Source organism: Ideonella sp. (genome assembly GCF_035254525.1).
Taxonomy (GTDB): domain Bacteria; phylum Pseudomonadota; class Gammaproteobacteria; order Burkholderiales; family Burkholderiaceae_C; genus Ideonella.
Window position 1 is genome coordinate 14146 of sequence record NZ_DATFAN010000116.1, and the last position, 13919, is coordinate 28064.

12 protein-coding genes are annotated in these 13919 nt (G+C 69.8%); 4 read left to right on the top strand and 8 right to left on the bottom strand.

Annotated features, from left to right (window positions below; all coding sequences use genetic code 11):
• Positions 1 to 15 precede the first annotated feature (15 nt).
• The 3 genes from VJ693_RS11295 to VJ693_RS11305 are packed head-to-tail and all read left to right on the top strand — an operon-like array spanning position 16 to position 3009.
• Positions 16 to 1221: a 3-hydroxybenzoate 6-monooxygenase gene (locus VJ693_RS11295; RefSeq protein WP_324154158.1), complete on the top strand. Its 1206-nt coding sequence runs from the start codon at positions 16 to 18 to the stop codon at positions 1219 to 1221.
• An 18-nt stretch (positions 1222 to 1239) separates the two neighbouring features.
• Positions 1240 to 2277: a cupin domain-containing protein gene (locus VJ693_RS11300; RefSeq protein ID WP_324154160.1), complete on the top strand. Its 1038-nt coding sequence runs from the start codon at positions 1240 to 1242 to the stop codon at positions 2275 to 2277.
• Positions 2278 to 2301: 24 nt separating this feature from the next.
• Complete coding sequence (locus VJ693_RS11305; RefSeq protein WP_324154161.1) at positions 2302 to 3009, top strand: fumarylacetoacetate hydrolase family protein; 708 nt, start codon at positions 2302 to 2304, stop codon at positions 3007 to 3009.
• Positions 3010 to 3018: 9 nt separating this feature from the next.
• Here the strand turns inward: VJ693_RS11305 and VJ693_RS11310 are convergent, their stop codons facing one another.
• The 7 genes from VJ693_RS11310 to VJ693_RS11340 form a co-directional block, all read right to left on the bottom strand.
• Positions 3019 to 3435 carry an acyl-CoA thioesterase gene (locus VJ693_RS11310; RefSeq protein ID WP_324154163.1) on the bottom strand — a complete coding sequence of 139 codons (417 nt, stop codon included), beginning with the start codon at positions 3433 to 3435 and terminating at the stop codon, positions 3019 to 3021.
• 7 nt (positions 3436 to 3442) lie between these two features.
• Positions 3443 to 5269: a feruloyl-CoA synthase gene (locus VJ693_RS11315; protein WP_324154165.1), complete on the bottom strand. Its 1827-nt coding sequence runs from the start codon at positions 5267 to 5269 to the stop codon at positions 3443 to 3445.
• Between the two features lie 24 nt (positions 5270 to 5293).
• Positions 5294 to 6004, bottom strand: coding sequence for an ABC transporter ATP-binding protein (locus tag VJ693_RS11320; protein WP_324154166.1), 711 nt, complete (start codon positions 6002 to 6004; stop codon positions 5294 to 5296).
• A 2-nt stretch (positions 6005 to 6006) separates the two neighbouring features.
• The gene (locus VJ693_RS11325; RefSeq protein ID WP_324154168.1) at positions 6007 to 6753 is read right to left on the bottom strand and encodes an ABC transporter ATP-binding protein; all 747 of its coding nucleotides are present in this window, start codon (positions 6751 to 6753) and stop codon (positions 6007 to 6009) included.
• Between the two features lie 73 nt (positions 6754 to 6826).
• On the bottom strand, positions 6827 to 7807 hold the full coding sequence (locus VJ693_RS11330; RefSeq protein WP_414652262.1) for a branched-chain amino acid ABC transporter permease: 981 nt from the start codon (positions 7805 to 7807) through the stop codon (positions 6827 to 6829).
• Positions 7804 to 8685, bottom strand: coding sequence for a branched-chain amino acid ABC transporter permease (locus VJ693_RS11335; protein ID WP_324154171.1), 882 nt, complete (start codon positions 8683 to 8685; stop codon positions 7804 to 7806). Before VJ693_RS11335 ends, VJ693_RS11330 begins: the two co-directional genes overlap by 4 nt.
• A 25-nt stretch (positions 8686 to 8710) precedes the next feature.
• A complete protein-coding gene (locus VJ693_RS11340; RefSeq protein WP_324154173.1) occupies positions 8711 to 9889 on the bottom strand; it encodes an ABC transporter substrate-binding protein in 1179 nt (392 codons plus the stop codon).
• A gap of 239 nt (positions 9890 to 10128) precedes the next feature.
• Between VJ693_RS11340 and VJ693_RS11345 the strand changes: the two genes are divergently transcribed.
• Positions 10129 to 11655: a 3-hydroxyacyl-CoA dehydrogenase gene (locus tag VJ693_RS11345; protein WP_324154174.1), complete on the top strand. Its 1527-nt coding sequence runs from the start codon at positions 10129 to 10131 to the stop codon at positions 11653 to 11655.
• Here VJ693_RS11345 and VJ693_RS11350 read toward each other — a convergent pair.
• A complete protein-coding gene (locus VJ693_RS11350; RefSeq protein WP_324154176.1) occupies positions 11618 to 13888 on the bottom strand; it encodes a sensor histidine kinase in 2271 nt (756 codons plus the stop codon). The two genes, VJ693_RS11345 and VJ693_RS11350, sit on opposite strands and share 38 nt — an antisense overlap.
• Positions 13889 to 13919: the final 31 nt, after the last annotated feature.

A 13919-nucleotide genomic window follows, 5' to 3' on the forward strand; every position in this document is an offset into this window, starting at 1 on the left:
CAGAGGAGACAAGTCATGGCGGCGCGTTCTTCCGAACCCGGGCTTCCCGTACTCGTTGCCGGCGGCGGCATCGGCGGCATCGCCGCCGCGCTCGCGCTGGCCCGCCAGGGCTTTGCGGTCAAGGTGATGGAGCAGACCGCGCAGCTCGGCGAGATCGGTGCTGGCATCCAGCTCGGCCCCAACGCGTTTGCCGCCTTCGATGCGCTGGGCGTCGGGCCGCAGGCGCGCGGCCGCGCCGTCTACACCGACGAGATGGTGATGCACGACGCGCTCGACGAGACCCTCGTCGGGCGCATCCCGACCGGCGAGGCGTTCCGGGTTCGCTTCGGCAACCCCTACGCGGTGATCCACCGTGCCGACGTGCACCAGTCGCTGCTCGACGGCGCACAGCAGACCGACCGCATCCAGGTGGCCACCTCGACCTGCGTGCAGCGCATCGAGCAGGATGAGAGCGGGGTGACCGTGATCGACACGCAAGGCCGCACCCACCGCGGCCTCGCGCTGATCGGCGCCGACGGCGTGCGCTCGGCGGTGCGCCGGCAATATGTCGGCGACGAGGCGCGCGTGTCGGGCCACGTGGTCTACCGTGCCGTCGTGGACCGGCGCGACTTTCCCGCTGATCTGCAGTGGAACGTCGCGAGCATCTGGGTGGGCCCGAACTGCCACCTCGTGCACTACCCCCTGCGCGGCGGCGAGCAGTACAACGTGGTCGTCACCTTTCACAGCCGCGAGAAGGAAGAGTGGAGCGTGCGCCCAGGCAGCCGTGACGAGGTGCAGAGCTACTTCGACGGCATCTGCGCCAAGGCGCGCCAGCTGATCGACCTGCCGAAGGACTGGAAACGCTGGGCGACAGCCGACCGCGAGCCGATCGGCCAGTGGACCTACGGCCGCGCGACCCTGCTCGGCGACGCGGCGCACCCGACCCTGCAGTACCTGGCCCAGGGCGCCTGCATGGCGCTGGAAGATGCGGTGGCGCTGGGTGAGGCCCTGCGGGTCAACGACAACGACATCCCCAAGGCCTTTGCGCTCTATGAGCGTTCTCGCATCGCCCGCACCGCGCGCATCGTGCTGTCGGCGCGCGAGATGGGGCGCATCTTCCACGCCAAGGGCGTCGAGCGGCTGGTTCGCAACGAACTGTGGAAGGACCGCATGCCGGAGCGTTTCTACGACGCGATGGAGTGGCTGTACGGCTGGAAGGTCGACCACTGCCTGGCGGCTTAAGCGAGCAAGGAGCGAACCATGAACGAACTCGGACGCCTCGAAGACCTGCCGCTGGACTACCGGCAGGCACTGGCCGCGCAGAACCTCGTCCCGCTGTGGCCCAGCCTGCGCGCCGTGCTGCCGCCGGGCCAGCCGCGCCCGGCGACGCGCGCCACGCACTGGCCTTACGAAAGCCTGCGGCCCCTGCTGCTGAAGGCCGGCGCACTGACCCCGATCGAGAAGGCCGAGCGCCGCGTGCTGGTGCTGGCCAACCCCGGCCACGGGCTCGAGAAGATGCAGGCCAGCGCCGCGATGTACCTGGGCATGCAGTTGCTGCTGCCGGGCGAGTGGGCGCCGGCGCATCGCCACACGCCGAACGCGGTGCGCATGATCGTGGAGGGCGAAGGGGCCTACACGACGGTGGACGGCCAGAAGTGCCCGATGCGGCGTGGTGACCTGATCCTCACCCCGACCGGCCTGTGGCACGAGCACGGCCACGACGGCGACCAGCCGGTGGTCTGGCTCGATGTGCTGGACCTGCCGCTCGTCCACTACCTCGAGGCCTCGTACCACGTCGAGGGCGCGCGGCAGAGCGTCGAGCCCGGCCAGGCCGAGCGCCGATATGCCCGCGGCGGGCTGGTGCCGACGCCGGTGTTCGAGCGCAGCAGCACGCGCTACCCGATGCTGCGCTACCCCTGGGCCGATGCGCGCGCGGCGCTGCTCCAACTGGCCGAGGCCGAGCCCGGCCTGGAGCCGGTACAGATCACCTACGTGAACCCCGAGACCGGCGCGCACGCGCAGAACATCCTCGGCTTCTACGCCTTGATGCTGCGGCCCGGGCAGGCCCTGCGCCTGCCGGCGCGTTCACCGGCGCAGGTGTTCCACCTGATCGAGGGCGCGGCCGAAGTGCGCGTGAACGACCAGCAGTTCGCGCTGGCCGAGGCCGACACCTGCTGCGCGCCGGGCTACACCGCCGTGCATCTGGCCAACCGGTCGGCCACCGCGCCGGCCTTCGTCTTCATCGCCGATGAAACGCCGCTGCACCAGAAGCTCGGTGTCTACGAAAACCGTGGCTGACGCCCTCAACCCCAGGAGCATTTCTTGAGCGACAACACCTTTGTCTGGGCGCCGCCGCCGGTGCCTTCGCTGCCGGTGCGCCGGCTGGCCGCGCGCCTGCCGGTGAACCGCCTGTTCTTCGTCGGCCGCAACTACCATGCGCACGCCGTCGAAATGGGCCGGCCGGTCGACAAGGCCGCCGAGCGGCCGTTCTACTTCACCAAGTCGCCGGCGACGTTGGTGGAATCGGGCGCGATCGTGGCCTATCCGCCCGGCACGCAGAACTATCAGTACGAGATGGAGCTGGTGGTGGCGATCGGCGCGCCGGGCTTCCGGGTGGACGAGGCCGACGCGCACCGCCTCGTCTACGGCTACGCCTGCGGGCTGGACATGACGCGGCGCGATCTGCAGCTCGCCGCGCGCGACAAGGGCCGGCCCTGGGACCTGGGCAAGGACGTCGAGCAATCCTCGGTCGTCTCCGAGATCGTGCCGATGCCCGGCGTGGTGCTGGACCAGGGTGCGCTGGCCCTGGGCGTGAACGGCCAGCCGCGCCAGCAGTCGGATCTGAACAAGCTGATCTGGAACATCCGCGAGCTGATCGCCGATCTCTCCGGCTTCTACCACCTGCAGCCCGGCGACCTGATCTTCACCGGCACGCCCGAAGGCGTCGGCCCGGTGGTGGCCGGTGACCGGCTGGACGGGCACATCGAAGGCGTGGGCGAGATCCGGCTGCACATCGGTGCCGCGGAGTGAGACCTCCGATCACTCGCACATCGCCTTGATGTCTTCCGGGATCGGAATGGCCTTGAGGCGGTAGCTGTCCGGCAGGCGCATGACGAAGGCCCGCGTCTCGCGGCCTTCGCACAGCAGGTCCGTGCCCCGCATGATGCGGTGGTGCTGGATCAGCACCTTGGTGCGCCACTCCTCGACATGGGTGTGTACCTCCAGCGTCTCGCCGTAGGTGGCGGGCAGCAGGAAGCGGGTGTGGATCTCGAGCAGGGGGGTGCCAACGATGCCGCGCGTGCGCTCCAGCTCGCGCCAGGGCGGCACGCCGCAGGCCATGAAGAAGGCCAGCGAGGCCTGGTCCATCCAGCGCGAGAAGTTGGGAAAGAAGACGATGCCGGCGGGGTCGCAGTCGCCGAAATGCACGTCGACGCGGTGGATGTGCGACTTGCTCATCGTGGGTTCAGATGCGGATCACCTCGGGGTTCGGGATGGCACTGTACAGCGCGATGACCTCGGCGCTGCGCCGCGCGAGCACGGCGCGCTGGTTGATGTAGCCCTTGTCGGTGATCTCGCCGGCATCGGCACTGGGCGGTTCGGCCAACACCAGCGCGCGCGTCGGTGCCTGCGACGAGCCGCCGCCTTCGGCGCGCAGGGCCCGCAGCGCCGCGCAGATCTTCTGCCCGCGCTCGGCCGGGTCCATCGCCTTGGCCGCCGGGCTCGGGAAGACCAGCAGGCCGACCTCCTCGCGGTCGTGGCCGGTGACCACCACGTCGGCGGCCAGCGGGTTCAATGCGGCCACCGCGCGCAGGCGCAGCGTGCCGACCGACACCCAGGTGCCGCTCATGAGCTTGAAATCCTCGGCCACGCGGCCGTCGAAGGCCACGCCCTGGCTCGGGTCCTCGGGCGAGACCAGCTTGCCCGCATCGCCGATCAGGTAGTAGCCCTGGTCGTCGAAGGCCTTGTCGGTCAGCTCGGGCGCGTTGCGGTAGCCCGGAAAGACATTGGGCCCGCGCACCCGCATCTCGAGCTTGTCGCCGCTGGGCACGAACTTGAGCTCGGCGCCCGGCAGCGGCGCACCGATGCAGCCGGCGCGCTCGATCGCCCAGTGCACGCTGGTGATGGCCGGGGCGGTCTCGGTCGCGCCCCACGATGAAGTGAACCACAGCGGCTGTTCGCGCACGCGCCGCGCGACACCTTCGATCCGTTGCCACAGGCTCTGCGGCAACGCGGCGCCGGCGTAGAAGATGCCTTGCACGTTGTCGAAGAACTCGCGCGCGAAGCCCTCGTCGCCCTCGAGGAAGGGCAGCAGCATGTCGAAGCCGCGCGGCACGTTGAAGTAGAAGTTCGGCCGCACCTCGCGCAGGTTGGCCACCGTCTTCTCGACCAGCCCGGGCATCGGGCGGCCGTCGTCGATGTACAGGCTGCCGCCGTGCGCCAGCACCATGTGGAAGTTGTGGTTGGCGCCGAAGGTGTGGCTCCACGGCAGCCAGTCCAGCAGGCGCAGCGGGTGGCGGTTCAGGAAGGGCCAGGCCTGCGCGATCATCTGCTGGTTGGCGCACAGCATGCGGTGCGTGTTGATGACGACCTTGGGTGTGCCGGTCGAGCCGCTGGTCAGCAGGTACTTGGCGTGGGTGTCCGGTGTGATCGCCGCAAAGGCGGCGGCGACGGCGCCCGTCTCGGGCGCGGCGAGTTGCGCGAAGTCCAGCGCGCCAGGCATCTCGGTGGCCCCGCGGCTGAACACGACGGGCCGCGAGCCGCGCGCGGCCCAGCTGGCGATCGGCGGGCCGTAGACCGAGGGCTCGGCGGCGTAGATCAGCGCCGGGTCCAGCGCATCGAGGATCGCGTGGATCTTCGCGTAGTCCTTGGTCAGCCGGCAGTAGGCGCTGGAGACGGTGCAGACCGCGCGGCCGATGTGCATCGCCGCGAGCGCGAGCAGCGCATGGTCGATCGCGTTGTCCGACAGCACGACGATCGGTTGGCCTGCCGGCAGGTCCAGGTTCAGCAGGCCCTGGGCGATGCGACCGACCTCGGTGCGCACCTGGCCGTAGCTGAGTTGCCGCCAGCCGCCGGCGCCATCGCGCTCGGCGAGGAACAGCGCCCCGGGGGTCGCGCGGGCCCAATGCTCGAGCCAGTCGCCGATGCAGCGGGCATAGGGCTGGAGCAGTTCGGCGCTGCGCAGCACGAAGCCACCGCCGGGCAGGTCTTCGCGCAGCACGCGCGAGGGGGCGAGGGCGCCTGGCTCGCCGAAGGGCAGAGCGGTGGGGGCGGGGATGTTGATGCCGTCCATGGGCGGGGCCTTTCGAAGGGAATGTCAGACGCCGAGGCAGGCGGCGAGGGTGTCGCTGTCGGCCAGCTCGGCTGCGTTGCCGGTGAGCACGACCTGCCCCTTTTGCAGCACGACGAGGCGATCGGCCTGGGAGGCGACCTTGCGGTAATCGCGGTCGACGATCAGCGTGGCGATGCCACTCGCGCGGATCTGGCCGATCACACGCCAGATCTCGGCCACGATCAGCGGCGCGAGACCTTCGGTGGCCTCGTCGAGAATGATCAGGTCGGGGTGGGTCATCAGCACGCGGCCGATCGACAGCATCTGCTGCTCGCCGCCGGACAGCTGGCCGCCCAGGTTCGTCAGGCGCTCGGCCAGGCGCGGGAAGGTCGCCAGCACACGCTCGTAGGGCCAGTCGTGCCGGCCTTCGCGGCCGGGGCGCGCGGCCATCACGAGGTTCTCGCGCACGGTCAGGTTCGAGAAGACGCCGCGGCCCTCGGGCACGTAGCCCACGCCGGCGCGCGCCACTTCGTGCGGCGCAGCGCGCGAGCAATCCTGCCCGCGTACGGCGATGTGGCCCTCGCGCTGCTTCACATGGCCGAGCAGCGTGCGGATCAGCGTCGACTTGCCCATGCCGTTGCGGCCGAGCAGGCCGACCGTCTCGCCGGCATTGACCGTGATGTCCACCCCGTGCAGCACGTGGCTGGAGCCGTACCAGGCGTGGATGCCCGAGGCTTCGACGATCGGTGTTGCCATGCTCAGTGCCCCCCCAGGTAGGCGGCCTGCACGGCGGGATCGGAGCGGATCGCGCCGGGCGCGGCCGAGGCGATCACGACGCCGTTGACCATCACGGTGATCCAGTCGGCGATGCGGAACACCGCGTCCATGTCGTGTTCGACCAGCAGCGTCGCGTGACCCTGGCGGAGTTCGTCCAGCAGCGCCAGCATGCGCTCGGTCTCCTCGGCGCCCATGCCGGCCAGCGGCTCGTCGAGCAGCAGCACCTGCGGCGCCGTCGCCAGGCACATCGCGATCTCGAGCTGGCGCTTCTGGCCATGGCTCAGCAGGCCGGCGGGGCGGTCGAGCACGGCATCCAGCCCGGCGCGCGACAGCGCCTGGCGCGCCGCGCCGAGGCTGCGCTCACAGTGCGAGGCAGCTTGCCACCAGGCCCACGGGCGCTGGTAGGCGGCCTGCGCCGCGAGGCGGCAGTTCTCGAGAACGGTGAAGCCGGGGAAGATGGTGTTGCGCTGGTAGCTGCGGCCCAGGCCCGCGCGGGCGCGGCGCGGCTGGGTCCAGCCGGTCACGTCCTGGCCGAGCAGGTGCACCGTGCCGGCCGAGGGCGGGATCTCGCCCGACAGCATGTTGATGAGCGTCGACTTGCCGGCGCCGTTGGTGCCGATGACCGCGTGCACCTGGCCGCGCTCGAAACCGAGCGACACGCCGTCGACAGCGACCAGGCCGCCCCAGCGGCGGGTCAGGCCTTCGCAGCGAAGCAGGGTGTCGGTCATTGGAACCCCCTACGTCGCTGCGCGCCGGTCCCCCCGAGGGGGAGCGAGCGCCTTGGGAGCGGCCCGGCGGCGCTCATTTCGCCCCCTCGCCGAACAGCCGCCGCCGCACCTGCGCCGGCACGCCGATCAGCCCCTGCGGCAGCAGCGCGACGCAGGCGATGATGGTGGCGCCCAGCCCCAGGTGCCAGTGCTTGGCGAACGAGCCGAACACGGCCTCGCTCTGGAACAACTCCTGCAGCAGGGTGAAGGCGAAGGCGCCGAGCACCGCGCCGCGCAGGTGGCCCAGGCCGCCGAGGATGATCATGATCAGCACCGAGCCCGACAGGTGCCAAGACAGCAGCTCGGGGTTCACGAAGCCGTCCTTCACCGCGAACAGGAAGCCCGCGACGCCGGCGATGCAGCCCGAGAGCGCGAAGGCCGCGAGCTTGTACGGGTAGGTCGAGAAGCCGGCCGCGCGCATGCGCTGCTCGTTGGCGTGGATGCCGGCCAGTGCGCGGCCGAATCGTGAACGGGCCAGCAGCGCCAGCTTCGCGAACACGGCCACCAGGAAGGCGAGCACCAGGTAGTAGAAGGGCAGCGGCTTGTCGAGGTCGACGATCGTCCAGCCGCCGATGGCCAGTGTCGGCTTGAAGTACAGGTAGATGCCGTCGGTGCCGCCGCCCAGCGGCGTGTCGTGCACCACGTAGTAGGCCATCTGCGCGAAGGCCAGCGTCACCATGATGAAGTACACGCCCCTGGTGCGCAGCGACAGTGCGCCCATGAACAGCGCATACAGGCCCGAGACGCCGACGCTCGCGGGCAGCAGCCACCACATCGAGGCCGAGTCCGATTCGGGCGACAGCCGCACCGCGGCGTACCCGGCGAGGCCGAACAGGGCCGATTGGCCGAAGCAGACCAGCCCCGTCATGCCGACCAGCAGCTCCAGGCTCAACGCCAGGATGGCGAAGATCATGATCTTGGTGACCAGGTCGACGCCGAAGGTGCCGCTCAGCAGCGGAAACGCGGCCAGGGCGAGCACCGCGCCCACGACGAACATGCGCTTTCCGACCATCATCCCGCCTTGAACAGTCCGTCCGGCTTCCACAGCAGGATCAGCGCCATCAACACATACACCAGCACGCCGGCCGCCTGGGGGAAGATGACCTTGCCGAAGGTGTCGACCACCCCGATCAGCAGCGCGGCGAGCAGCGCGCCGCGGATCGAGCCGATGCCGCCGATCACGACGACGACGAAGCAGATGATCAGCACCTGGTTGCCCATGCCGGGGTAGACCGAGGACACCGGCGCCGCCACCATGCCGGCCAGCACCGCGATCGCCACGCCGGCGGCAAACACCACGCGGTAGAGGAACTTGATGTCGATGCCCAGCGACTGCACCATCTCGCGGTTCGTGCTACCGGCGCGGATCATCATGCCCAGCCGCGTCTTGGCGAACACGACGTACATGCCGAGTGCCAGCAGCACGCACACCGCCGAGATGAACAGCCGGTAGACCGGATAGCTCATCAGATCGCCGAGCGCAATGCTGCCCGAGAGCCAATCCGGCGGCGCGACGCTGTGCACGTCGTCACCGACCAGGATGGAGCGCAATTCTTCGAAGACCAGGATCAGCCCGTAGGTCATCAGCACCTGCTGCAAGTGTTCGCGCTCGTAGAGAAAGCTGAAGAAGGCCCACTCGAGCACATAGCCCAGCAGCACCGCGAGCACCAGGCCCACGGCCAGCGTCGAGAAGAAGCCCCCGCCCAGCGTGGCGGCCACCATCGGCGCCAGCGCGTAGGCCATGTAGGCGCCGATCATGTAGAAGCTGCCGTGCGCCAGGTTGATGACGCCCATGATCCCGAAGATCAGCGTCAGGCCCGAGGCCACCAGGAACAGCAGCAGCCCGTACTGCAGCGCGTTCAGGCATTGGACGAGAAAGGTTGCGAGGTCCATTGAACGCGCCGCCGCTCGTCGCGCCTCAGCTCTTGCAGCCGCGTGCGGGGTCTGCCAGTGCCTTGCTGGCGACGCCGATCACCTTGTTTTCCTTGCCCACGACCTGGCGCAGGTAGATGTCCTGCACGGGGTTGCCGGCCTTGCTGATGGTGAACGCACCGCGCGGGCTGTCGATCTTCGCCTTCTGCACGGCGGCGGCGAACTCGGCCTTCTTGCTCACGTCGCCCTTGACCGCAGCCAGCCCGATGCCGAGGATCTGGCCAGCGTCGTAGCCTTGCACGGCGTAGACGTCCGGTTGCAGCTTGTAGGCCTTGGCGTAAGCTAGGCGGAAGGCGTTGTCGCGCGGCGTGTTCAGGCTGTCGCCATAGTGCATGGTGGTGATCAGGCCGTCGGCATCGGCGCCTTGTGCCTCCAGCGTGCCGTCGGTCAGGAAGCCGGGACCGTACAGCGGGATGTTCTTGCGCAGGCCCGCGGCGGCATAGTCCTTGACGAACTTGACGGCGCCGGCGCCCGCGAAGAAGGTGTAGACGGCGTCGGGCTTGGTGGCGGCGATCTCGGTCAGCAGTGCCTGGAACTCGACGTTCGGGAAGGGCAGGTTCAGCTCCTTCACGACCTGGCCGCCGCCTTTCTCGAAAGCCTCCTTGAAGCCCTTGACCGATTCGTCGCCGGCCGCGTACTTCCAGGTGATCGTCACGGCCTTCTTGTGGCCCTTCTTCGCGACGACTTCGCCCATGGCGTAGGCGGGCTGCCAGTTCGAGAACGAGCTGCGCACGATGTTCGGGCCGCACAGCGGGCCGGTCACGGCATCGGCGCCGGCGTTGGGCACCACGAGCAGCGTGTTGGTCTCCTTGGCGACCTTGGCCATCGCCATCGCGACGCCGGAGTGCACGGTGCCGACGAGCACATCGACCTGGTCGCGCTTGACCAGCTTGTTCACGTTGTCGGTGGCCTTGGCCGGGTCGCTTTCGTCATCGACCTTGAAGAACTCGACCTCGCGTCCGCCGAGCTTGCCGCCTTGCTCGCTCACGTAGAGGCGAAAGCCGTTCTCGATCGCGTTGCCGAGCGCGGCATACGTACCGGTGTAGGGCAGCATCAGGCCGACCTTCAACTTCGCGGTGGTTTGGGCGGCGGCGGGGCCGGCGGCGCTCGCCAGCAGGGCGAGCAGGGCGGCGGAAGCAAGAAGAGCGCGGCGATGGGTCGTCATGGTTATCTCCAGGTTCTTGTGGACAGGGCCCGGGCAGGGTAGCTCAGCCGTCGGTGGCTGCCGGTTGGGGCTAGCACGGGGCGGCGAGCGGAGAGTCGGGCGAATCGGAGCATGCAATATGGTGCCTAAAGTGCCGACAGAGTAATCCATGTTCAGCAGAAAAGGCAATATAGTGCATACCCTCGCCACGCTATCCTTCGTCGCCCCGCCGCACGGTGGCGGGCCGGAGAACCCAGGACATGAACGCTTCAGATCTTCCCCCCGTCCTCGTCGTCGGCGCTGGCATCATGGGCGCCGGCATTGCGCAGGTGGCGGCCCAGGCCGGCCACCGCGTCATGCTGTTCGACGCGCGCGACGCAGCCGCGGCCACCGCGCGTGACAAGCTGGGCCAGACGCTGCACGGGCTGGTCGCCAAGGGGCGGCTGAGCGCCGAGGCGGCCGACGCGGCGCTGGCGCGCATCGCGCCCATCGCCCGCCTGGAGGAGGCGGCCGATGCCGGGCTGGTTGTCGAGGCCATCGTCGAGAACCTCGAGGCCAAGCGTGCGCTGTTGCGCCAGCTGGAGGCGCTGGTGTCGGCCGAGGCGGTGCTCGCATCGAACACCTCCTCGATCTCGATCACCGCGCTGGCCAACGGCCTTCGGGTGCCGGGGCGGGTGGTCGGCATGCACTTCTTCAACCCGGTGCCGCTGATGAAGCTGGTCGAGGTCGTGTCCGGGCTGCAGACCGATGCCGCGGTGGCCGAACGCGTCTTCGCGCTCGCCACCGCCTGGGGCAAGACGGCGGTCCATGCACGCTCGACGCCGGGCTTCATCGTCAACCGCATCGCGCGGCCTTACTACGCCGAGACGTTGGCGCTGCTGCAGGAGCGGGCCTCGACGCCGGCGGTGCTGGATGCCTGTCTTCGGGGCGCCGGCTTCCGCATGGGACCCTGCGAGCTGATGGACCTGATCGGCCACGACACGAATTTCTCGGTCACCGAGTCCGTGTACCAGGCCAATTTCGGCGACAAGCGCTTCCAGCCTTCGCTGGTGCAGCGCGAGATGGTCGACGGTGGCCTGCTGGGCCGCAAATCGGGCCGCGGTTTCTACGCCTATGGCGAAGGGGCGCCAGCGCCCACGCTGCCGGCGCCGCGTGGCAGCGCACTTCCCGCGTCGGTCCGATGGCATGGCGCGGGGGCAGGGGGCGCGGCGGTGACCACCTTCGGGCAGCGCTGGTGCGACGCGCTGGCCGCGGCCGGCGTGGCGGTCGAACTGGCCGAAGGGTCGGGTTGGATCGGCCTCGAAGCGGGCGCGGCGCGCCTGGCGCTGACCGATGGCCGCACGGCGACCGAGCGGGCGCAGGCCGAGGGCTGTGCCGAGTTGGTCCTGTTCGACCTGCCCATCGCCGAGTTGCCGGCGGGGGCGGCGCTGGCCTGTGCGGGCGCCCGGTCGGCCAGCGAGCCCTGGCTGGACCAGGCCGCGGCCTTGCTCGCCTGCGCCGGCGTCGTGCCGCAGCAACTCGACGATGCCCCGGGCTTGGTGGTCGCACGCACGGTGGCGATGCTGGTCAACGAGGCGGCCGACGCGGTACAGCAGGGTGTGTGCAGCACCGAGGGCGCCGACCTGGCGATGAAGCTGGGCGTCAACTACCCGGCCGGGCCGTTCGAGTGGCTGGCGCGCTGGGAGGCTGCGGCGATCGTCGCGCTGATCGACCGGCTCGACGCGTTCTACCGCGGCGAGCGCTATCGCGTCAGCCCTTGGTTGCGCCGCCGAGGTTCGGCACGCTGACCAGGCAGACGATGCCCTGCGGCTCGCGCTCGCGCCACGAGACCGAGCCGCCCATCAGCTTGACGCGCTTGCGAATGCCGCCCAGGCCCAGGCCGTGAGACCACTTGGCGGGATCGCGGCCGACGCCGTCGTCGCTCATCGTGATCGTGAACAGGCCCTGGTGCAGGCGAAGCTCGATCGTGATCTTGCTGGCCTTGGAGTGTGCGATCGCGTTGCTGACCAGCTCGCGCACGATGCGGGTCAGCGACGACCACTGGACCATCGTCAGCGTCAGGTCCTCGTCGAAGCTGGCGGTCCACTCCAGGTCGCAGCGCGCGGCCTCCAGCCGCTGCGTGATATCGGTCTTCCACTCGGCGGCGGCCAGGGCCAGCGAATGGGTCGCGGCTGCCAGCCCGCGGGTGAGCGTCTTCAGATCCTGCAGGGTGTGGCGGACGTAGTCCTCCATCTCCTTGCTCGGGGCCTTGTACATCAGCGTCAGCAGGCGAGCCCCGATGTCGTCGTGCAGGTCCTGCGCGATGCGCTGGCGCTCCTCGCTGCGCCCGCGCTCGACCGCGCGGTCGTGCGCCAGCGCCCGCATCAGCTGTTCGACGATGCGGTCGGCCAGGCGTGCGTCCTCGGGCGTGAACAGGCGCTTGCCCCGCTCGGCGAAGCGCAGCGCGATCTGGCCGTCGAGCATCGGGCCCTGCGTCAGGTTGGGCACCGGCACCAGCAGCACCGAGCCGTTGGCGACGACCCGGCTTTGCTTGGCGCGGCCGCTGGTGCGCGAGGTCTCCAGCGGCTCGAACACGTGCCGCAGCAGGTCGGCCATGCGGTCGGCCGCACGCTCGGGCTTGGCCTCGACCTCGCGCGCGATGCGGTAGAGGTGCTCGAACATGCGCTCGGTGGTCAGCGTGCGCGCGCCCATCATCTGGTTGACGACCCATTGCCGCACGGCGGCGTAGGCGCCCAGCGCGAGGAACAGCGACAGCGTCAACGAGGCGAACTGGCTGAACGAGAACACCGCGACAAACAGCAGGTCGACCGAGGTGGCCACGGTGCTGACACCGGCGAGCATGGCGAACTCGCGCATCACGTTCTGCGAGCGCGAGATGAAGGGCACCATCAGGATCACCGACGCGAAGAACACGTTCCAGATCACCGGGCCGACGGCGGCCAGCGGCTGGACGTCCGGCGGCATGTGGGGCACCAGCGCCACCGCCAGTGTCAGCAGCACCAGCGCGCCGACGGTCACGATCGCGAAGCGCCGCATGACCAGCGCGAACGGATGCGGCTGCGGGCCGGTCGGGAAGGCCAGGAACCCGATGCACAGCAAGCCGTCGGCGATCAGCACCGACTGCGCGCCCCACCAGGGGTACGGCTGGCGGCCGGCGACCGCCACCGCGGCAAAGCCGAGCGTGAAGGCCCAGCTCGCCAGCACCGGCAAGGAGCGCCAGCGCGATGGGTAGGGGTGCACCGCGGTCGCGTGCAGCACCGCCGCGCCGGTGACCAGGTCGAGCACGGTCAGCAACGCGTGTTCCTGGAGCACGAGTGCACTGGGCAGCGTCAAGCCGGGCACCGAGCCGATCGCCGCGAGCAACAGCTGCCCGGCCTGCGACAGGGCCATCAAGGCATACAGCAGGTTGCGCAACTGCGGCTGGACCAGCGGCACGATCCATCCGACGAGGAACAGCACCATCGCGAAGGCGCTGAGCAGCCAGAACATCGCGCCCAAGGCGACGTAGCCGCGTGCGTGCGGCATCACGTCGACCTTGTGGCCGTCGTTGAACACCATCACCAGGTGCCCCGCCTCGACGGCACGCGCCACCGTCAGCCGCGTGGCGATCAGGCGTTCGCGCTGCGCATCGTTGACCATCCAGCGAGCCGAATGGGTCAGTGCCAGTGCGTCGAAGGCCAGTGTGGAACCGGGCGCCGTCTCGATGCCGACCAACTCGCGGCCGACCTGCTCCTTCAGGGCCGGTACGCTGGTGTAGACGAGTTCCAGCCCGCCGCTGGCCGTGACCCGCCAGTCGGCCGCGACATGCGGGTTGTTGGCCATCACCCGGGCCAGCAGGAAGACCGTCAGGCACGCCACCACCGCGGCCAGCAGCAGTGCCTGGCGGCGCCAGCCGATGCGGGGGGTCGAACTGCCCAGGACGCTGCCGCTGCCAAAGGTGGCGGGCTCGTTGAAGCGGGAGTCGGCGTGAGGCCAGGTGCTGTCGGCGCCGGGCAGGCCCGCGTCGGCGGCGTCGTCCAAGGCGGCGTGCGTCACTGGGCCACCCGACGCG